We start from the raw sequence: 20,421 nt of genomic DNA, 5'->3' as shown, positions 1-20,421 counted from the left end.
GAAAGAGATGAAAAAAATCAGTTTGTTAGTAGTGGCTTTTTTGCTGTTAGTGGCTTGTGAAAAACCTAGTGATTGCGTGGAGAGCAGCGGTACAATTGTTACTAAAGAAGTTCCGGTGCAACCTTTCAAAAAGATAAAAGTGTATCGCGGGATTGAGGTGGTTATTACGCAGGGAGCTGTTTATAAAGTGGAAATTGTAGCCGGGGAAAACTTTATCGGCAATGTAGAAGTGACTCAAAACGGTGACCAGTTGATTTTTAAAGATGAAGCCAGTTGTAATTGGGTACGCGCCTATGGCATGACTAAGATTTTAGTCACAACACCAACCTTGGAGGAAGTGTATTCCAAAACCGACAGAAACATTAGTTCTAATGGTGTGCTGACTTTTCCTTCATTAACGTTCACGGCTTTTGACAAAGATGCTGATGGTGAAGCCGGAGCAGGAACCGGCGATTTTATCCTAAACGTTGACAACGAAAGTTTGACGATAAACAATAATAATGTTTCGAGGTTCTACTTATCGGGACAAACCAACAATGGCAGTTTCAATTTTTATTTTGGCGACGGCAGAATTGAGGCAGAACAATTAACAATTCAGAATTTGTATGTGTACCATCGCGGTTCTAACGACATGATTGTAAAGCCCATCCAAAGCTTAACCGGAACTTTAAACAGCACCGGGAATGTAATTTTGAAACACGTGCCGCCACTTATTGATGTGGAAGAGTTGTATCAGGGGAATGTGATTTATCCTTAAGAACACTAAATATTATTGCTTCTTGGTTTTTTCCCTAAAAATTTGCTCTAAGTTTTTACTCTTTAAACTTATTTGCAGCGTTTTCAAACCGTTGGCTTGCGCAAAATCGAAGATATTCGGGCGCATGTCTTCTTCGGTATTAAAGGTTAGTAACCAAAGGTTGTCGCCATTGTTTTGGTACGTTTTCAGGTTGGCTAAAGTGGCCAGGGTTTCGTTAGTAACCGCTTTGTCAAATTCAACTTCAATGATTTGCTCTTTTTCCTCAGCTACCAATTTGTCGAGTTTTTTATCGGTTACAATTTTACCTTGATCAATAATAATGACACGGTCACAAATAGCTTCAACTTCCTGCATGATGTGTGTAGAAAGAAAAACGGTTTTGTCTTTACCAACGTTTTTAATCACATTTCTGATTTCTACCAATTGGTTCGGATCTAATCCGGTAGTGGGTTCGTCTAAAATTAATACTTCGGGATTGTGCAGTAGTGCTGTGGCCAAGCCTACCCTTTGACGATAGCCTTTAGACAACTGTCCGATTTTTTTATGGCTTTCCGGAGTCAAACCGGTTAATTCAATTACTTCCTCAATACGTGATTTGGCTACTTTATATACATCGGCATTAAAAGCCAAGTACTCTCGTATGTACAAATCCAAATAAAGCGGATTGTGTTCGGGTAAATAGCCTACAGATTGTTGTACCTCAATTTGGGCTTCGTTAACATCGTTGCCGTTAACTTTAGCCACACCTTCATCGGCGTTGAGGTAAGTCGTTAAAATTTTCATTAAAGTTGATTTTCCGGCGCCATTCGGACCTAAAAAACCAACAATTTCTCCTTTTTTGACTGAGAATGAAACCTTATCCAGTGCCTTTTGGGCACCGTAACTTTTGGAGATGTTTTGAACTTCTATCGACATAAACGAACTATTTGGAACAAATGTAATAATTAATAAAAGGATAACGAAAAATTGCCGCTTTTATGATGCAGCGAAAACGTTTCCGTAGATTTTTTGCATGGTTTCTGTAAAAGCTAAGTTTTATTTTTTTACATTAGCCAAAGTCAATCAGCACTATGAGACAATTTAACACTTTTTATACCTATTTCTTTTATTTCTTCTTCGGACAGAAAAAGGGATTGGTATTGTGTTATGTAAAAAAATAAATAAACAAGTAACAGTAATAGAAATCCCAACGAAAGTTGGGATTTTTTTTTGGATGTATGGAAACAAAAATAGCGATACAAGGCATCAAAGGCTCCTTTCACCACCAAGTGGCCCAACAGTATTTTGAGCAAGTTGATGGTTTAGACGAATGTATGTCGTTTGACGATTTGGTCAAAAGCTTGATTAATAATCGTTCGCAAAAAGGCGTAATGGCATTGGAGAATTCCATAGCCGGGTCGATTATCCCGAATTATGCCTTGATTGATCGTAACAATTTACACATTATTGGCGAGCATTATTTGGATATTCATATGAACCTGATGGTTTTGAAAGGGCAAAAAATTGAGGACATCAAAGAAGTGCATTCGCATCCTATAGCTTTATTACAGTGCGCTGTTTTCTTTAGTCAATATCCGCATATCAAATTGGTGGAAAGTGGCGATACGGCCGAAACCGCTCGACGTATTCAAGAACAACAACTCAAAGGCATTGGCGCTGTAGCGGCTCCGATTGCGGCAGACTTGTATGATTTGGAAATTCTGGCTGCCGGAATTCACACCGTTCAAAGCAACAAAACCCGTTTTGTGATTGTTAAAACCACCAACAAAGAATGGCCTAAAGAAACCATCAACAAAGCCTCAATGAAATTCGAATTGGACGACACGCCCGGTAGCTTGGCTACGGTTTTAAACGTGATGAATAATTGCAAACTAAACCTAACCAAAATCCAATCCATGCCGATTATTGACCGACCGTTTCAGTATTCATTTTTTGTAGATGTGATTTTTAAAAAATACAAACACTATGAAAAGGCCAAAAACATATTGGCTTTGATGACCACGCATTTCAAAGTGCTGGGAGAATACCAAAAAGGAAAACAATAACAATTACAATATCAAAAATCAATGATTAGTATTGAACATTCCTGTTGCCATTGAAATTTAAAAAAAATATGATACAAACTGCCCACCGATTAAACAGCGTTCAGGAATATTATTTTTCCAAAAAATTGCGCGAAGTACGCCAGCTCGTGGCCGAGGGTAAACCCATCATCAATATGGGAATCGGTAGCCCGGATTTGGCGCCGGATGCCTCCGTTATACAAGCCATGGTACAAGGGATGAACGATGCCAAAGCCCACGAATATCAAAGTTATCAAGGGTTACCGGAGTTGCGACAAGGTATGGCCGATTTCTATACCAAACAGTTTGGCGTGACTTTAAATCCGAATACTGAGATTTTGCCGTTAATGGGTTCCAAAGAAGGTATCATGCATATTTCGTTGGCATTTTTAAATGAAGGTGATGAAGTGCTGATTCCCAATCCGGGTTATCCGACCTATGCTTCGGTAACCGAATTGGTGCAGGCCAAAGCCGTTTATTACGATTTAACAGCTGCCACTAATTGGCAACCCGATTTTGAGGCTTTGGAACAAATGGATTTGTCTAAAGTTAAGTTGATGTGGGTTTCGTATCCGCACATGCCTACCGGAGCGAACGGGACTATGGCGCTGTTTGAAAAGCTAATTGCTTTCGGTAAAAAACACCAAATTTTAATTGTTAATGACAATCCGTACAGCTTTGTTTTAAACCATACTCCCTTGTCGATTTTACAAGTAAAAGGCGCTAAAGAAGTGGCTTTGGAACTCAATTCGCTCTCCAAAACCTACAACATGGCCGGATGGCGCGTGGGTATGATTTTAGGCAAAGCTAATCTGATTGAGGCCGTTTTAAAAGTAAAAAGTAACATGGACAGCGGTATGTTTTACGGCATTCAGAAAGGCGCAGTCGAAGCACTCAAACTGGGAAATGATTGGTTTCGTAAGCAAAACGAAGTTTACCACAAACGCCGGCAGTTGTTGTTTGATTTGGCCGAAAAGCTGGAATGCACTTTCGACAAAAACAGTGTTGGGATGTTCGTTTGGGCCAAATTACCCGAAGGGATTTCAGCAGAAACCTTTATCGATAAGGTGTTGCTCGACAAACACATTTTTATCACGCCGGGCAGTATTTTCGGGAGCAACGGTGAAGGCTATATTCGCTTTTCGCTCTGTGTTTCCGAAGCAAAAATTCAGGAAGCAATTGACCGATTTTAAAAGAAAAGACACTAATTTTACAGTAGAAAAACAGCTATGAATATTACAGCAGAAAACAGAAAATGGTTGGATGATTTTAACTTAACTCATCCATTGGTTATAGCCGGACCTTGTAGTGCGGAAACAGAAGAACAAGTATTGAAAATTGCCCACGAACTTAAAAATTCAGACGTGTCGATATACCGCGCCGGTATTTGGAAACCTCGCACACGTCCGGGTGGGTTTGAAGGAGTAGGCGCCATCGGTTTGAAATGGCTGCAAAAAGCCAAAGCCGAAACCGGTTTGTTGATGGCTACCGAAGTTGCTAACGCCGCTCACGTAAAGTTAGCCTTGGAACATGATATTGATGTGTTGTGGATTGGTGCCAGAACCACCGTAAATCCGTTTGCCGTTCAGGAAATCGCCGATGCTTTGGCCGGTACGGATAAAATTGTACTGCTCAAAAATCCGGTAAATCCTGATTTGGCTTTGTGGATAGGCGGTGTGGAACGCTTGTACAATGCCGGTATTAAAAAGTTAGGAGTGATTCACCGAGGGTTTTCGACGTACGAAAAAACCAAATACCGTAATATCCCTGAATGGCAATTGGCCATCGAGTTGCAGAATCGTTTCCCCGATTTGCCGCTGATTTGCGATCCGTCGCACATTACCGGAAAGCGCAATATGATACAAGAAGTATCGCAACAAGCCCTCGATTTGAATTACGACGGTTTGATTATTGAAACCCATGTCGACCCAGACAACGCTTGGAGTGACGCGGCTCAGCAAGTTACGCCAACGGTTTTGAAACAAATTTTCCTCGATTTAAGAATCAGAAAAGAAACGGATGATGCCGATGATTACAACAGTCGTTTGTCCAGATTCCGTGTGGATATTGATGAATACGACCGAAAACTGTTGGAGATTTTAGGAAAAAGAATGAAAGTAGCCGACAAAATCGGAGCTCTCAAAAGAGAAAAAAATGTAGCCGTTTTGCAAAACAAACGCTGGAACGAAATATTAGGTAAAATGATTTTAGACGGAGAAGAGAAAGGCTTGAGTGAAGAGTTCATCCTAAAAATCTTCAAAGCCATTCACCAAGAAAGTATTTCGCATCAGGAGAAAATTATTAATAGTTAACAATACTATTCGATAAAAATGAAACCTGTCAGTATTTTGGCAGGTTTTTTTTGTATCATTGCGGCGCAATAAGAACAACCTATTTAATTTAAAAACAACCAAAATGAAAAAAACCTTTTTAGGTTTTGTCTTTTTTGTTTGCAGTTGCATAAGCTTGAATGCACAAAACAAAATCGATAAAATCAACGTGACTTATGGCGAAGAATTGCCGGAGGACAAACAAAAAATCGTAAAAATAATCGGAGAAACGGGTGACAAAATCTACGCCCTTGGCTTCAAGGAAAAAGAAGATTATTTCTTGAAGATTTTCGATTCTAAAACCATGAAGTTGCTTTCCTCTAATCCTATTGTAATACCTCAAATTAGTGACAAAGAAGTTGATTTTGAAGATGTTTTTTTACTCAACAATACCTTGTATGCCATTGGAAGTGTGTACAATAAAAAAGAAAAAATTTTCAATTTAATTGGTGCCGCAATTTCTGAAAAAGGCATCATCAGCAAAACCACCACTACCTTATTCAATTCGGAAGTGGCCAAAAAATCAGAGCGCGGCGGATTTTATTTCAAACAATCTACCGATGAAGGCGCTTTGTTAATCATGCACACTTCTCGTTTTCCTAAGGAAGATGCTATCAAATACGAAGTAAAGTTGTTTGATGATAAATTGGCTACTTTATTTTCCAGTGAAGAAAAAGTAAATTTTGATGACAGCAAAAAAGATTATGAGTTTACGATTTCGGATTTTGAATTGAATTTTCAAGACGATGTTTTCTTGGTAATTAATGAAAGCTACCGCGATTCAAAAAAGAAAGAACAAATAGAGAAGTTTCAAATTCACACTTTCAAAAGAGCCAATAACTATAAGAAAGAAGTGATTGACATCAACATCAAAGGCAAAGAAATCATCAATTGTAAAATGATGTCTACCAATAAAAACACCTTGCAATTGGTTGGATTTTATTCCAGTGTTCGCGATAACGGAAAAGCCAATAAAGAGTTGAAAGGAGTTTACAATGCGACCATTAATTTGGCTACCAATACCAATGATAATTTGAAATTCAACGAATTCGATTATGCGACGAAAGTAAAATTGTTGGGCGAAAGAAGAGCCAAAAAAGGCAAAGACTTAAAGCCATTATACAGCATCACTACTTTAATCGAGAAAAACGACGGAGGTATTATTGTACTGTCTGAATTGCAGTTTGTGTATGTAGGTCAGAGTTCCGGAATTGGTCCGTTGGCCTTTACACCAGTGACTTACACTAAAAACGAAATCATTGTGACTTGCTTAAAACCCGACGGTTCGTTGGATTGGAGTAATGTGTTACCGAAAGAACAATCGGCTACAGTAACGACCATGTCGTTTGCTTTTAGTGCTGTAGGCAGCAACGGAAGCTTTAGCGTTGGTGTTTCTATGGCTATTCCGTTGGCGCAAATGGGTAAAGGACCGGAATATTTGGGTGCGATTCCAATATACAAAGACGGTGTTTTAAACTTGCTTTTCAACGATAACGTAAAGAATAAAGGCGTTACTGATATTGAAGAAATCAAAGCCTTAGGCAATTATAATAATGCAGTACCATCGGTTTTTGTTTTCGACAGCAAAGGACAAATCACCCGAAAAGATCCGGAAGAAGTTGTTAAAAACGAATTGGTTATTCGTCCGGGCGTTTATTATCGTAAGAGTCAAAACGAATTTATCATTTATTCTTCCCGCAAGAAATTGGATAAGTTAGGCAGAATGATCTTAGAAGATTAACCCAAAAGGCTGTGAAATTTTCACAGCCTTTTGTTTTTAAATAAAATAGGCTTCATTTTTTCTACCTTTGTACTTTGTAATTCCAAACCATGACAGGACTAGTTTATAAATCAACCGGAAGTTCCTATACGGTAAGAACCGAAGACCAACAGGTTTTTGAATGTCGTATTAAGGGAAAATTCCGCATCAAAGGCATCAAAAGTACCAATCCTATTGCTGTGGGCGATGTAGTTGATTTTGAATTAGACAATTCTACTGATGAAACCATTGGTTTGATTCATCACATTCACGATAGGAAGAATTACATCGTTCGAAAATCGGTTAATCTTTCCAAGCAAACGCACATCATTGCCGCTAATATTGATGTGGTTTTTTTACTAATAACGATTAATAATCCGCCAACAACTACCAGTTTTATCGATCGCTTTTTAGTCACCGCCGAAGCTTATGGCATAGAAGCCGTATTGGTTTTTAATAAGATTGATACTTTCGATGAGGCGATGTTGGATGAACAATTGTATTTGCAACACATTTATTCCGAAATAGGCTATCAATGTATACGCGTTTCTGCTGTTAACGGCAAAGGCATTGAAACGTTGAAAGACCTGATGAAAGAAAAAGTGTGCATGTTTTCCGGGCATTCGGGCGTAGGAAAATCAACCTTAGTCAATGCCTTAGAACCGGAGCTCAATTTGAGAACCAAACACATTTCGGAACAAAGCATGCAAGGCCAACACACTACTACGTTTGCCGAGATGTATGATTTGTCTTTCGGTGCCAAAATTATCGATACGCCCGGAATCAAAGGGTTCGGTATTGTGGATATGGAGCCGACAGAAATCAGCGATTATTTTCCCGAGTTTTTCCGATTGAAAGACCAATGCAAGTTCAATAACTGTTTGCACAAAGAAGAGCCGCATTGTGCCGTCAAGAAAGCGTTGGAAGAAGACAAAATTGCCTGGTCGCGCTACAACAGTTACTTGAAAATCTTAGAAGGCGATGACGAGCATTACCGTTCAGACACTTACAACGATGACAGAATCGCCAGTGATGAAACACGAAAATCATAAGGCATGAAAACAGTCATTCAAAGAGTTTCACAAGCTTCCGTAACCATAGAAGGCGAAAAAGTAGCCGATATCCAGCACGGTTTGTTGGTCTTAATTGGTTTTGAAGATTCCGACAATCAAGAAGATATTACTTGGCTATGTTCCAAAATTGCCAATCTTAGAATTTTTGGGGATGAAAACGGTGTCATGAATTTATCCCTGAAAGATACAAATGGCGACATGATAATTGTAAGTCAGTTTACGCTTCACGCCTTGACCAAAAAAGGCAATCGACCTTCCTATATAAAAGCTTCCAAACCTGAAATTGCCATTCCGTTATACGAACAATTCATAGCGCAAATGGAAACCGAATTGGGGAAGAAAGTCCAAACCGGTCAATTTGGCGCTGATATGAAAGTTAGCTTACTAAACGATGGTCCGGTTACGATTGTTATTGATACTAAAAATAAAGAATAAAATGGATCTCAAAAACGCCCAAATCGAAGTCGATAATTGGATTAAAAACCACGGTGTTCGCTATTTTAACGAATTAACCAATATGGCACAACTCACCGAAGAAGTCGGTGAAGTAGCCCGAATCATCGCCCGTCGTTACGGAGAACAATCGGAAAAAGAAAGCGACAAGAACAAAGATTTAGGCGAAGAACTAGCCGATGTTGTTTTTGTGGTTTTGTGCTTGGCCAACCAAACCGGAGTCGACCTGCAAGCGGCTTTTGAAAAAAAAATGGACTTGAAAACCCAACGCGACCATGATCGCCACCACAACAACGAAAAACTGAAATAAATTGAATTGGTTACTGTTAATTATCGCCGGACTATTTGAAGTTGCTTTTGCTTACTGTCTTGGTAAAGCCAAAGAAACTTCAGGAACAACTATGTGGTCTTGGTACGGTGGTTTTTTACTATGCTTAACACTCAGTATGGTGCTGTTGGTCAAGGTGACTAAAGAGTTGCCCATCGGTACGGCTTATGCGGTGTGGACAGGCATCGGAGCCGTTGGTAGCGTTTTAGTCGGGATTTTAGTCTTCAAGGAACCCGCTACTTTTTGGCGCGTTTTCTTTATCAGCACGTTGATTATTTCTATAGTCGGATTAAAAGTGGTTTCGGAATAATGAACCTAAAGCTAACTTATAACCCACAACCCGCAACCCGCCAATTGCAATTCGCCATCACCGGTTCCAAGTCGGAAACCAATCGCTTATTGTTGTTACAAGCCTTGTATCCGAATCTTAGTTTGGAAAATACCTCCAACTCCGACGATTCAGAAGTGATGTCGAAAGCATTACAAAACGAACAACCCTCAACTCACAACCCTCAACTTGTAGACGTTCATCACGCCGGTACCGCCATGCGATTCCTAACCGCATTCTTTGCCATACAAGAAGGAAAAGAAGTCATCCTAACCGGTTCAACCCGCATGAAAGAACGCCCGATTAAAATTTTAGTCGAAGCCCTACAACAACTCGGCGCCGAAATCAGTTATGAAGAACAAGCAGGTTTTCCGCCGCTAAGCATCAAAGGGAAAAAGTTGACGCGCTCCAAAGTTTCCTTACCGGCTAATGTCAGCAGTCAGTATATTTCGGCCTTGTTACTGATTGCTCCAAAACTGGAAAACGGTCTGGAACTAACTTTAGAAGGCGAAATCACTTCTGTACCTTACATCAAAATGACTTTGGCGTTGCTCAACGAAATCGGAGTAGAAACCTCTTTTGTTGACAATATAATTTCAGTACACTCACAATTCACAATTCACAATTCACAATTCACCATTGAAAGCGACTGGTCTTCCGCGTCCTATTGGTATTCCATCATGGCGCTGTCTGAAATCGGAACCGAAATCACTTTATCAAGCTACAAACCAAACAGCTTGCAAGGCGATAGCGCTTTAGTAGAAATTTATAGTGCATTTGGAGTAGAAACGATTTTCGAAAACAATAGTATACTGTTAAGAAAAACCCATAACCCAAAACTTACAACCCATAACCTACAACTCAATAACTGTCCCGACATCGCCCAAACCATAGCGGTTACTTGTTTCGGACTTGGATTACCTTGCCACTTAACGGGTTTGCATACGCTTAAAATAAAGGAGACCGATAGATTAGAAGCGTTGAAAGCCGAACTGACAAAATTGGGGGCTCATGTTACGGTTACCGATGAAAGCTTAACTTTGTCACAATCCGAAAACATCAATCCAAACATCAGCATCAAAACCTACCAAGACCATCGCATGGCCATGGCCTTTGCACCTTTAGCGCTAAAAGTGCCGATAGTAATCGAAGAAGCCGAAGTGGTGTCGAAATCTTACCCAACTTTTTGGACCGATTTAAAATCAGCAGGATTTTTAGTAGCCGAACAATAGAACACTAAAAGCCTCAGGACCTTAGTGTCTCAGCTCCTTAGCACCTCATTTTCAAAAATAAACCCCAAAACACTTGACAACGCCTATCTCACGATAGTATATTTGCAGGCGTTTCAAATTAACTTTTGGAATCACTTAAAACTTTTAAACTTTTTTAGATGAAATTATCTCATTTTAACTTTAATCTTCCGGCCGAATTACTTGCGGAATTTCCAACAGAAAACAGAGACGAATCCAGATTAATGGTCGTAAATCGAAAAACCAAAACCATCGAACACAAATTGTTCAAAGATGTAATCGATTATTTCGACGACGGCGATGTGATGATTTTAAACAACACTAAAGTATTCCCGGCGCGCATGTACGGAAACAAAGAAAAAACCGGCGCCCGTATCGAAGTGTTTTTGTTGCGTGAATTAAACGCCGAACAACGCCTTTGGGACGTACTGGTAGATCCGGCGCGTAAAATCCGTATCGGAAACAAATTGTATTTTGGCGACGACGATTCGTTAGTGGCAGAAGTAATCGACAATACCACGTCTCGCGGTAGAACTTTGCGTTTTCTATACGACGGTTCATACACCGAATTCAGAAGAAAATTAACCGAATTGGGAGAAACCCCAATCCCAAAATACATCAACCGCGAAGTAACAGAAGAGGATGCCGAGCGTTACCAAACCATCTACGCCAAAGAAGAAGGAGCTGTAGCTGCTCCAACTGCCGGTTTACACTTCTCCAAACACTTGTTGAAACGTTTGGAAATTAAAGGGGTAAACTTCGCCGAAATCACTCTTCACGTAGGTTTAGGGACTTTTAACCCGGTAGAAGTGGAAGATTTGTCTAAACACAAAATGGATTCCGAAGAGCTTATCATCAACCAAGAAGCTTGTGATACCGTTAACAGAGCTAAAGAAAACAAACGCAGAATTTGTTGCGTGGGAACTACTTCCATGCGCGCCATCGAAAGTTCCGTTTCATCCAACAGAACGCTAAATCCTTACACGGGTTGGACCAACAAATTCATCTTCCCGCCTTACGATTTCAGCATCGCCGATTGTATGATTACCAATTTCCATACACCAAAATCGACTTTACTTATGATGATTTCCGCCTTCTGTGGTCACGACCTAATGAAAAAAGCCTACGAAGAAGCCATCAAAGAAAAATACCGTTTTTATTCTTACGGCGACGCGATGTTAATCATCTAATTTGAACTCATTTGTGAGTCTAATGATACAATCCCGATCTCGTTATTAAACGAGATTGGGATTTTTTTTGAAGCTCTTTCCCGCTTTCCGTTACAATCTTTTCAGCTTTCAGAAAAAGGAAAGCTAAAAAGGATTTCCACTGCAATCGGGGCTAGGGCAATCTGCACATTAAAACTTATCCCTTATCCCTTTTTTCTTATCCCTTTTTTTTACTTTTACACCGCAAAAAAAAACACAACCATGACGTTTCAAAATACCCGCGAGTTCGCCCAACAACTGGACGCACAAGACGAACTTAAACACTACCGCGACGAATTTATTTTTCCGCAACACAACGGTAAAAACGTGGTATACTTTACCGGAAATTCCCTGGGCTTACAACCCAAACGCACCAAGCAATATGTAGATGAGGTGATGAGCGACTGGGCCAACTTAGCCGTAGAAGGCCATTTTTACGCCAACAAACCCTGGTGGGATTACCACGAAAGATTTGCCCAACCGTTAAGTCAAATTGTTGGCGCCAAACCTTCGGAAATTACCGTAATGAACACGCTTACCATCAACTTGCATTTGTTAATGGTGTCGTTTTACCAACCTTCAGCCACTCGTTATAAAATCATTTGCGAAGAAAAGGCCTTTCCGTCTGACCAATACATGTTCCAGAGTCAGGTTGCCTTTCACGGATACAAACCCGAAGAGGCTATCGTAGAAATCAAACGTCGCGAAGGCGAACACAATATTCGTTTAGAAGATATCATTGCCAAAATCAATGAAGTAGGCGAGGAGCTGGCTCTGGTCTTAATCGGGGGTGTCAATTATTACACCGGACAAGTTTTCGATATGAAAGCTATTACCGAAGCCGGACATAAAGTAGGGGCCAAGGTCGGATTCGATTTAGCACACGCCGCCGGAAATATCGAGTTACACTTACACGATTGGAATGTCGATTTTGCCGCTTGGTGCAGTTACAAATACATGAACTCAGGACCCGGAAATGCTTCCGGTTGTTTCGTACACGAAAAACACCACACGACCAACTTACCGCGTTTTGCCGGTTGGTGGGGACACAACAAAGAACGCCGCTTTAAAATGGAACCGCAATTTGATCCGGTAAACGGTGCCGACGGTTGGCAAGTGAGTAATTTACCCATTTTGTCGTTAGCACCGTATTTGGCTTCAGCCGAAATGTTTGCCGAAGTCGGTATGGAAAAACTTATTAAAAAGCGCAATCAGCTAACCGCGTATTTAGAGTTCATTTTACACGAAATCGACGCCGAGTTAGAAGGAGCCGAATTTGAAATCATCACACCGTCCAATCAGGAAGAGCGCGCCTGCCAACTTTCGGTTTTCCTCCACGGGCAAGGCCGAAGCCTGTTCGATTATTTAATGCAAAACGGCGTCATCACCGATTGGCGTGAACCTAATGTGATTCGCTTAGCGCCGGCGCCATTCTATTGCTCGTATGAAGATATGTACGAGTTCGGACAAATTTTAAAACAAGGAATACTCACACTACAAAAATAAACTTAGGCACTCAGCGCCTCAGCAACTCAGTAACTTTATGACAAAACAACAAATCATAGCCAATTTCGATCCCTCGCAACCCGGTTTAGCCGATGCTACCGTTTTTGGTTTGCCGTTTTCGGCCGAACAAAGTGAAATCATAGTCATTCCTGTGCCTTGGGAAGTAACCGTAAGCTACGGTGCCGGTGCTTCGGAAGGTCCGGATGCGGTATTAGACGCTTCTTTTCAAGTGGATTTAAACCACCAAGATTTTCCGGAATTGTGGAAACTCGGTATTTACCTTGACGAAGCGCCTGTACATTGGAAAAAGAATTCCGAGAAATACAAAGATTTAGCACAACCGATTATCGAGTTGTTGGAAAGCGGTGAAGCTGTAGAAAATTATCCGGCACTCCAAGCCGATTTGGATAAAATCAATAAAGTATGCCGCGAGTTGCACACCGAAGTCAAAGACCGCGTGTTACACTGGATGCAACAAGGCAAAAAAGTAGTGCTTTTGGGTGGCGATCATTCCACACCGCTAGGCTATTACGAAGCTTTGGCATCGGTTCATGACAATTTCGGAATCCTGCATTTGGATGCACACATGGACTTGCGAATTGCTTACGAAGGATTTACTTATTCTCATGCTTCTATCATGTACAACGCGTTGCAAATTCCGCAGATTTCTAAATTAGTGCAAGTGGGGATTCGCGATTTCTGTGAACAAGAAGTTGAGGTAGTACAAAAAGCAAAAGGTCGTGTATTGGTGAATACGGACGCCGATTTAAAAAAGGAAACCTTCGAAGGCAAAACTTGGGCAGAACAATGTGATGCTATTATTGCTTCCTTGCCGCAAAAAGTATGCATCAGTTTTGATATTGATGGCATGTATCCGTGGTATTGCCCCAATACTGGAACGCCGGTTCCTGGTGGATTTTCGTTTGAACAGGCCACTTATTTGTTCAATAAATTAGCCGATAGCGGTAAAGAAATTATCGGCTTCGATTTGGTAGAAGTCGCACCCGGCGAAACCGACGATTGGGACGGTAATGTGGGTGCCCGAATGTTATTTCACATGTGCGGTGTCTTAGCCAAAAATAACGGATTACAAGTCGGACAGAAAATCAACTTCCAAAGACAATAAATTCAACAATAACCCTTTCGCTAACGAGAGGGTTTCTTTTTCGTATAAATTTCCAAACTTCGTACTGCTCACTTCGTACTTCGTGCCTTCCAATTCCTTATATTTGAGTATTCAATCCCTTTCCTATGAAACGCATTAAGAAAATCCTACTGGCGCTATTTGTTGTCGTTGTTTTAATTGTCATTATCGGAGCCGCCTATTTGCAATACACCAAGCCGAGTTATGAAGGCGAGTACCAACTCCAAAATTTAGCCAAGGAAACTACGGTTTACTATGACGACTATGGTGTGCCGCATATTTATGCCGACAACCAAAAAGATGCGATGACCACTTTGGGTTATGTGCATGCGCAAGATCGTTTGTGGCAAATGGAACTCATGCGCCGAATTGCTCCTGGACGATTGGCTGAAATTTTCGGAACTCCGGTTTTGAAAACCGATCAGTTTTTTGCCGGCATCGGAATTGATGAGAATTCTGCTAAAGCGGTAGCTCAATTGGATAAAAAATCGCAGACCTATATTTTAGCACAAGCTTATTTGGATGGTATCAATCAGTATATCGATAACGGAACGACTCCGGTAGAGATTCAACTGTTGGGAATCAAACAAGAAAAATTTACGTTGAAAGACGTCTATAATATTTTCGGTTTCATGTCGTTCAGTTTTGCGATGGCGCAAAAAACCGATCCTTTGATGACCGATATCCGTGACCGTTTTGGTATGGATTATTTAAAAGATTTTGGGATTAATGGCGATCTCGGAACCCAACAATTACAATCATTTCAAGGGAAATATAAGGAATACAGCGAAATCTCCAAATCCGTGGCCAATTTGCTTGAAGCTTCTCCGGTACCGGCTTTTATCGGCAGTAACAGTTGGGTAATTGGTGCCGAAAAAACCAAAAACGGCAAAGTGATTTTAGCCAATGATCCGCACATCATGTATGCCCAACCCGGAACTTGGTACGAAGCGCACATCGTTTGTCCCGATTATGAAATGTATGGCTACTATATCGCCGGAACGCCGTTTCCATTATTGGGTCACAATCACGATTATGCCTATGGCTTAACCATGTTTGAAAACGATGATGTGGATTTCTTTGCCGAAGAAGAGAATCCGAACAATCCGAAACAATACAAAACACCGGATGGTTATAAAAATTATACCTACCAACAAAAAATCATTAAAGTCAAAGACAGTACAGAGGTCAAGTTGAATGTAAAAACCAGCCAACACGGACCAATTATTAACGGTTTGTTGGACGGTTTGCAAAGCGATAAATCGGTGTCTATGTCATGGATTTTCACCCAGCAAAAAAACCGAATTTTAGAAGCGGTTTACGCCTTGTCCCATTCGGAGAATTTGGAGCATTTCCATAACAGCATCGAATTGATTCATGCACCCGGACTCAACGTAATGTACGGCGACGCCAAAGGCAATATCGCCTGGATTACTTCGGGAAAACTCTATAAATTACCCAAAACCGTTAATGGTAATTTCATCTTAAATGGCGCAAACGGTACTGACGACCAAAAAGAATGGTTGCCGTTTACTCAAAATCCGCAAGCAATCAATCCGCCTTGGCATTATGTGTACAGTTCGAACAACCAACCTTCGCCTGTCAACGGTTATTTGTATCCGGGTTACTATTTGCCCAAAGATCGCGCCGTGCGAATCGACGGTTTGCTAAAAGTCAAAAATAATTGGACCAAAGAAGACGTTTCCAAAATGATCGTCGATAACACTTCGGCAACCGCTCAAACCATAGTGGGTAATATGACTCGACCGTTGCAAATCCAAGATTTCACAGCCAACGAAAAACAGGCATTATCGGTATTGCAATCCTGGAAAGCCACACACGAATTGGAAGACATCGCGCCAACGATTTACAACAAATGGTTTTATCATTATTTGAAAGCCACTTTGGAAGATGAATTTGGAGAAGAGAACTTTAAGTTGTTACTCAGCACGCATATTGTCAAACAAATGATAGAAAACCAAACAGCAAATGCCACCTCGCCTTGGTGGGATAATGTGGCTACCAAAGACAAAAAAGAAACCCAATCAGAAATCCTAACCCAATCGTTTAAACAAGCTGTAGCTTCTTTGGAAACCCAATTAGGCAATGATGTTTCGCAATGGCAGTGGAGCAAAGTACACCAAGTGACCTTCCAACATCCGATAGGGAAAGTAAAATTGTTCAGTAGTTTTTTCAATGTGGGACCGTTTCCGATATCCGGTACGAATGAAGTCATCAACAACCAATTGTTTATCTATACCGATGATGCGATTCTTCCAATCAAAGGCGGACCGTCAACCAGACGCATTGTTGATTTTTCAGATGTCGAAAACAGTTGGAGTGTGTTGCCCACCGGCCAAAGCGGTAATCCGATGAGTAAACATTACAGTGACCAATCGGAACTGTTTGTCAACGGTAAATTCAGAAAAATGAAGTTGAATAAAAAGGAGATTGAATCATCTTCTACTAAAGTTGTTTTCCGACCTAAGAGCTAAAACGCATCCGGATTTTCGATGATTTGAGCCGCGCGCTGTTTGTGTTGGAATAACTCTTCGGGCTTCATTTTTTGCAACAAACTTAGCATCATCGCCATGCGTTGGTTGTTTTGAAAATGCGCTTTTTTGTCGTCTAAAAAATTCCAATACAAACTGTTGAACGGACAGGCGTTGTCGCCGAATTTGTCTTTTACCTTATAATGACAGGAATCACAATAGTTACTCATTTTTTGGATGTAACTTCCGGATGACACATAAGGTTTGGTAGCCAAAATGCCACCATCGGCATATTGACTCATCCCTCGAGTATTGGGCAATTCTACCCATTCAATGGCATCGATATATACGCCCAAATACCAAGCGTCAACGGCATCGGGATGGCGTTGGGTAAGTAGGGAAAAATTACCAATCACCATTAATCGCTGAATGTGATGCGCGTAAGCGTCGTTCAAACTCTGACGCAGCGCTTGGTGCATGCAATTCATTTTGGTTTTTCCCGTCCAATACATATCAGGCAAAGGTTCGTGGTTTTCTAAAGCGTTCATTTGAGCATAATGCGGCATTTCTTTCCAATAAATTCCTCGCACATATTCGCGCCAACCCAAAATTTGACGCACAAACCCTTCGACTTGCGCTAAGGTAATGCGGTCTTGATTTTGGTAGAAATGCTGTACTACTGAATCGATGACTTCTTTGGGAGAAAGCATTTTAGCATTCATGGCAAACGACAAACGTGAGTGAAACAGATGTGGCTCGGTAGTGTGCATGGCATCTTCATAGGTACCGAAATGCGGCAATAATTCATGACAGAAATACTGCAATTGTTCTAAACATTCGGCTCTGGAAGTCGGCCAAACAAAGTTATTAGGGTCAATTGTGCCAAAAGTAATCACACCGGCCTTTTGGATTTCAGCTACAACATCAGTAACTGTTTTTGAAAATGCTTTGGCTTTCGGTACCGGTACTTCACCTTTGTACTTTTTTCGGTTATCGTGGTCAAAGTTCCATTGGTTGCCCAAAGGTTGTTCGCCTGCCATTAATACATGGTGCTTTTTGCGCATCATACGATAAAAACTTTCCATTAACAGTTGTTTCTTACCTTGGAAAAACCGACCCAACTCGGTTCTTTCGGTGTAAAAATGTTCCGTGTCACATGCTATTGAAGAGATTCCTATAGTTTGACAAATTCTTTTTAATTGTTCGTCCAAACGGTATTCATCCGGGAGCTGGTACTCAAAATGCGTGATGTTCAGCCTTGCAATTTCATTCTGAATTAACTTTTCAAAATCGTGCAGGTTGTCCAAGTCCGAGATTTTATAATAGCGAACCTGATGTTCGTTTTGCTGCAGCTTTTCCGCAAAATTCCGCATCGCCAAAAAGAAAGCGGTTACCTTTTGGATGTGGTGTTTTACATAGTCGGTTTCTTGACGGACTTCGGCCATCAAATAATAAACGGTATCGTCTTTTTGTTGGAACCAAGAATGTTCAAGGTTCAGCTGGTCGCCTAAAATCAGTCGCAGTGTTTTCATCTAAAATAAGCTCGTTTGTAACCAAAGTTTTTGAAAGGCACCATTGGCATCGTACATTTCTGCTTGGCGTTTGATATTGAATTTTCGATCACGCGGATCATTGCCTACACCCGAGTTATAGGCCCAATTGCCGTAGTTGGAATGCACATCATAATCGATTAGCATACTTTCAAAATAAGCAGCGGCTATGCGCCAATCTTGTTCCCATTCTTTGGCCCAAAAACTGGCCACGTTTTGCCGTCCGCGATTACTCATCCAACCGGTTTGTTGGAGTTCAATCATGTTGGCGTTTACAAAAGGTTCTTTGGTTTGTCCGTTGGTCCATTGTTGGAAGGCTTTCGGGTGAAATTTCCAGTCGTAATTTTTCCCTAAAATGCCTTGTAATTGGAAAATTTTGTTGCCGTGTTTGAGCGAAATGTATTTGAAATAATCGCGCCAAATGAGTTCGAAAATCAACCAGTAGGTATCTTCATTGGCACCGATTTCTTTTTCGTAACGTTTCACTTCCCAATAAATGGTTCGTGCCGAAATACTGCCGTTGGCCAACCAAGCTGAAAGTTTGGAGCTGTAATCTTTACCCACCAAACCATTGCGTGTTTTTTTGTATACCGATAGTTTTTTGGTCTCCCAAAAGTAAGCCTCAATACGAGCAAGTGCTTGGTTTTCGCCGCCCTGAAAAGGGAAAGCAGTTTTAGGGTGTGTTTCAAACACTTCGTATCCTAAATCGGTTAGTGAAGGAATTACAGTGGTGTTTTCTACTAAATTCGAATCGGGAAGTTTTGGCGTTTCCAAACGACTTTTTACGCGTACCATTTTTTCACATTGTTTGCGGAATTCGGTAAAGACTTCGGGGATTTTTTTGAATTCGGTGTACGGGATGTCCTCGGGATGGAATAAAAACTGGTCATAGGTTTCCTGCCAAGTGATGTTTTTCAGTGCGCTTTTCAACGCATCAGTCACAGCTGTTTCTTCTGACGTCCATTCTTTTTGAAGATAAATAGCTTCGATATTATAGTCTGTAATCAGTTTCGGAATTATTACTTCCGGTTTTTCCAAATAGACTAATAAACTGATTTGCTGTTGCTGTAAATTGTGCCTCAATTCCTGTATCGTTTCCATCAGAAATTTAGCCCTGAACTTTTCCGTTTTCTTAAAACCATATTCGGTTTCGGCAAAATGCCTCGGGTCAAAGCAAAACAAAGCGATGACTTGTTCACTTTCTTTTACGGCTTGGTATAAAGCCGTTTGGTCGTTCACCCGTAAATCATTACGAAACCAAACTAAGCTTGTTTTTTGTTTTTTCTGCATCGGTCACTACAATAAAGTACATCATTCCAATTTTTCTCCCATTTTTTGCGCCAACTGAAAGGCAATCCGCAGCTTTTGCAAATTTTTTCGGGCAAGTTCACTTTTTTATGTGCCATTTTTTAAGATGGATTTGGTTGGAGTGTTCGGACGCGCATAGTCAAATCGGTCCACAATTTTAGGCAAACAGTAGCCGTCTAATCCGTTTACAGCTACTACTTCTCCTTGGTCGAGTTGCAGCCAATAATCGTTATGTAACATTTCGTCTCGAAAATGAATTTCTTCAATGGCCGCTATGATGTGTATGGTGTTGTTTTCCACAATTTCGTATTCGTTTAAGTAGCGACACAACAATTTAACCGGACTGTCTTTTACAAACGGCACATCAATGTCAGACAAGTATTCTTGTTCCAAATTCACCATTTCAAACTCTGAAATTTCAGCATCATAGCTCGCGGATGTTTGGTGGGCTTGGGCAATCATGTTTTGAGCGATATGATTGACTGTAAAGTAACCGGTCGCTTTGAGGTTGTTATAAGTGTTTCTGGGCACTACATTCGGACGCAAGATAAATCCCAACAAAGCCGGACTGCTGCCCAAATGGGTTACACTAGAAAAAACAGCTACATTAGGAATTCCGTTTGGCGATTTGGTTCCGATGAGGTTGGCCGATTTATAACCGGTACAACTGTTAATTAGGTTCAGCCGGTGTATTTTGGAAAGCGAATCCCATTCGGAACACTTAATTTTTTTCATGTGTTTTTATTTCAAAGGTAATTTTTGTTTAACTAAAATAAAAAATAATTAAACAAATTTTATGATTTTGACCAAATAAATAAGGTTTCTGGGTTTTACTTCCGTAATATTTCAGTAATTTTGCCTAACTTTTTTTC

General features: G+C 40.7%; 19 protein-coding genes. 14 read left to right on the top strand and 5 right to left on the bottom strand.

What is annotated here, in order from left to right:
* The first annotated feature begins 7 nt into the window (after positions 1–7).
* Positions 8–757, top strand: a complete 750-nt coding sequence (locus tag SK086_RS00200; RefSeq protein WP_324688797.1) for a head GIN domain-containing protein — start codon at positions 8–10, stop codon at positions 755–757.
* 12 nt (positions 758–769) lie between these two features.
* Here SK086_RS00200 and gldA read toward each other — a convergent pair whose 3' ends face one another.
* Entirely contained in the window at positions 770–1,672 is a 903-nt protein-coding gene (gene gldA, locus SK086_RS00195) for a gliding motility-associated ABC transporter ATP-binding subunit GldA (protein WP_324688795.1), read from the bottom strand.
* Between the two features lie 302 nt (positions 1,673–1,974).
* Here gldA and SK086_RS00190 point away from each other — a divergent pair, with 302 nt between their 5' ends.
* The 13 genes from SK086_RS00190 (at position 1,975) to SK086_RS00130 (ending at position 16,694) form a co-directional block, all read left to right on the top strand.
* On the top strand, positions 1,975–2,802 hold the full coding sequence (locus SK086_RS00190) for a prephenate dehydratase (RefSeq protein ID WP_324688793.1): 828 nt from the start codon (positions 1,975–1,977) through the stop codon (positions 2,800–2,802).
* Positions 2,803–2,870: 68 nt separating this feature from the next.
* Entirely contained in the window at positions 2,871–4,013 is a 1,143-nt protein-coding gene (locus tag SK086_RS00185; protein ID WP_324688791.1) for a pyridoxal phosphate-dependent aminotransferase, read from the top strand.
* A 36-nt stretch (positions 4,014–4,049) separates the two neighbouring features.
* Complete coding sequence (locus SK086_RS00180) at positions 4,050–5,132, top strand: bifunctional 3-deoxy-7-phosphoheptulonate synthase/chorismate mutase type II (RefSeq protein ID WP_324688789.1); 1,083 nt, start codon at positions 4,050–4,052, stop codon at positions 5,130–5,132.
* A gap of 103 nt (positions 5,133–5,235) precedes the next feature.
* On the top strand, positions 5,236–6,891 hold the full coding sequence (locus tag SK086_RS00175) for a hypothetical protein (protein ID WP_324688787.1): 1,656 nt from the start codon (positions 5,236–5,238) through the stop codon (positions 6,889–6,891).
* 89 nt (positions 6,892–6,980) lie between these two features.
* Positions 6,981–7,961: a ribosome small subunit-dependent GTPase A gene (rsgA, locus tag SK086_RS00170; protein ID WP_324688785.1), complete on the top strand. Its 981-nt coding sequence runs from the start codon at positions 6,981–6,983 to the stop codon at positions 7,959–7,961.
* 3 nt (positions 7,962–7,964) lie between these two features.
* Positions 7,965–8,417, top strand: a complete 453-nt coding sequence (gene dtd, locus SK086_RS00165) for a D-aminoacyl-tRNA deacylase (protein ID WP_324688783.1) — start codon at positions 7,965–7,967, stop codon at positions 8,415–8,417.
* 1 nt (position 8,418) lies between these two features.
* A complete protein-coding gene (locus SK086_RS00160; protein WP_324688781.1) occupies positions 8,419–8,745 on the top strand; it encodes a nucleotide pyrophosphohydrolase in 327 nt (108 codons plus the stop codon).
* 1 nt (position 8,746) lies between these two features.
* Positions 8,747–9,073: a DMT family transporter gene (locus tag SK086_RS00155; protein WP_324688779.1), complete on the top strand. Its 327-nt coding sequence runs from the start codon at positions 8,747–8,749 to the stop codon at positions 9,071–9,073.
* A complete protein-coding gene (gene aroA, locus SK086_RS00150; protein ID WP_324688777.1) occupies positions 9,073–10,323 on the top strand; it encodes a 3-phosphoshikimate 1-carboxyvinyltransferase in 1,251 nt (416 codons plus the stop codon). The genes SK086_RS00155 and aroA overlap by 1 nt, the downstream gene beginning before the upstream one ends.
* Positions 10,324–10,481: 158 nt before the next feature.
* Positions 10,482–11,531, top strand: coding sequence for a tRNA preQ1(34) S-adenosylmethionine ribosyltransferase-isomerase QueA (queA, locus tag SK086_RS00145; protein WP_324688775.1), 1,050 nt, complete (start codon positions 10,482–10,484; stop codon positions 11,529–11,531).
* Between the two features lie 240 nt (positions 11,532–11,771).
* Entirely contained in the window at positions 11,772–13,055 is a 1,284-nt protein-coding gene (kynU, locus tag SK086_RS00140; RefSeq protein WP_324688773.1) for a kynureninase, read from the top strand.
* Positions 13,056–13,092: 37 nt separating this feature from the next.
* Positions 13,093–14,181, top strand: coding sequence for an agmatinase family protein (locus tag SK086_RS00135; protein WP_324688771.1), 1,089 nt, complete (start codon positions 13,093–13,095; stop codon positions 14,179–14,181).
* A 125-nt stretch (positions 14,182–14,306) separates the two neighbouring features.
* Complete coding sequence (locus SK086_RS00130; protein ID WP_324688769.1) at positions 14,307–16,694, top strand: penicillin acylase family protein; 2,388 nt, start codon at positions 14,307–14,309, stop codon at positions 16,692–16,694.
* Here SK086_RS00130 and SK086_RS00125 read toward each other — a convergent pair.
* Genes SK086_RS00125 through SK086_RS00110 form a run of 4 tightly spaced genes read right to left on the bottom strand, consistent with a single transcriptional unit; the run spans position 16,691 to position 20,284 of the window.
* Complete coding sequence (locus tag SK086_RS00125) at positions 16,691–18,223, bottom strand: cryptochrome/photolyase family protein (RefSeq protein WP_324688767.1); 1,533 nt, start codon at positions 18,221–18,223, stop codon at positions 16,691–16,693. The two genes, SK086_RS00130 and SK086_RS00125, sit on opposite strands and share 4 nt — an antisense overlap.
* A complete protein-coding gene (locus SK086_RS00120) occupies positions 18,224–19,531 on the bottom strand; it encodes a DASH family cryptochrome (RefSeq protein ID WP_324688765.1) in 1,308 nt (435 codons plus the stop codon).
* Positions 19,504–19,647, bottom strand: a complete 144-nt coding sequence (locus SK086_RS00115; protein ID WP_290874942.1) for a DUF2256 domain-containing protein — start codon at positions 19,645–19,647, stop codon at positions 19,504–19,506. Before SK086_RS00115 ends, SK086_RS00120 begins: the two co-directional genes overlap by 28 nt.
* Positions 19,637–20,284, bottom strand: coding sequence for a flavin reductase family protein (locus tag SK086_RS00110; protein ID WP_324688762.1), 648 nt, complete (start codon positions 20,282–20,284; stop codon positions 19,637–19,639). The genes SK086_RS00115 and SK086_RS00110 overlap by 11 nt, the downstream gene beginning before the upstream one ends.
* Between the last annotated feature and the right edge of the window lie 137 nt (positions 20,285–20,421).

This window comes from Flavobacterium cheonhonense (genome assembly GCF_035671315.1).
GTDB classification, from domain to species: domain Bacteria; phylum Bacteroidota; class Bacteroidia; order Flavobacteriales; family Flavobacteriaceae; genus Flavobacterium; species Flavobacterium cheonhonense.
The sequence above is the reverse complement of the archived record's forward strand: the minus strand, read 5'-3'. Positions and strand labels throughout refer to the sequence as shown.

Coding starts and splice junctions, on each gene's coding strand:
- SK086_RS00135 (WP_324688771.1), top strand. CDS start 13,093: ATGACAAAACAACAAATCATAGCCAATTTCGATCCCTCGCAACCCGGT.
- SK086_RS00160 (WP_324688781.1), top strand. CDS start 8,419: ATGGATCTCAAAAACGCCCAAATCGAAGTCGATAATTGGATTAAAAAC.
- SK086_RS00120 (WP_324688765.1), bottom strand. CDS start 19,531: ATGCAGAAAAAACAAAAAACAAGCTTAGTTTGGTTTCGTAATGATTTA.
- SK086_RS00180 (WP_324688789.1), top strand. CDS start 4,050: ATGAATATTACAGCAGAAAACAGAAAATGGTTGGATGATTTTAACTTA.
- SK086_RS00110 (WP_324688762.1), bottom strand. CDS start 20,284: ATGAAAAAAATTAAGTGTTCCGAATGGGATTCGCTTTCCAAAATACAC.
- dtd (WP_324688783.1), top strand. CDS start 7,965: ATGAAAACAGTCATTCAAAGAGTTTCACAAGCTTCCGTAACCATAGAA.
- kynU (WP_324688773.1), top strand. CDS start 11,772: ATGACGTTTCAAAATACCCGCGAGTTCGCCCAACAACTGGACGCACAA.
- SK086_RS00130 (WP_324688769.1), top strand. CDS start 14,307: ATGAAACGCATTAAGAAAATCCTACTGGCGCTATTTGTTGTCGTTGTT.
- queA (WP_324688775.1), top strand. CDS start 10,482: ATGAAATTATCTCATTTTAACTTTAATCTTCCGGCCGAATTACTTGCG.
- gldA (WP_324688795.1), bottom strand. CDS start 1,672: ATGTCGATAGAAGTTCAAAACATCTCCAAAAGTTACGGTGCCCAAAAG.
- rsgA (WP_324688785.1), top strand. CDS start 6,981: ATGACAGGACTAGTTTATAAATCAACCGGAAGTTCCTATACGGTAAGA.
- SK086_RS00175 (WP_324688787.1), top strand. CDS start 5,236: ATGAAAAAAACCTTTTTAGGTTTTGTCTTTTTTGTTTGCAGTTGCATA.
- SK086_RS00200 (WP_324688797.1), top strand. CDS start 8: ATGAAAAAAATCAGTTTGTTAGTAGTGGCTTTTTTGCTGTTAGTGGCT.
- SK086_RS00185 (WP_324688791.1), top strand. CDS start 2,871: ATGATACAAACTGCCCACCGATTAAACAGCGTTCAGGAATATTATTTT.
- aroA (WP_324688777.1), top strand. CDS start 9,073: ATGAACCTAAAGCTAACTTATAACCCACAACCCGCAACCCGCCAATTG.
- SK086_RS00115 (WP_290874942.1), bottom strand. CDS start 19,647: ATGGCACATAAAAAAGTGAACTTGCCCGAAAAAATTTGCAAAAGCTGC.
- SK086_RS00125 (WP_324688767.1), bottom strand. CDS start 18,223: ATGAAAACACTGCGACTGATTTTAGGCGACCAGCTGAACCTTGAACAT.
- SK086_RS00190 (WP_324688793.1), top strand. CDS start 1,975: ATGGAAACAAAAATAGCGATACAAGGCATCAAAGGCTCCTTTCACCAC.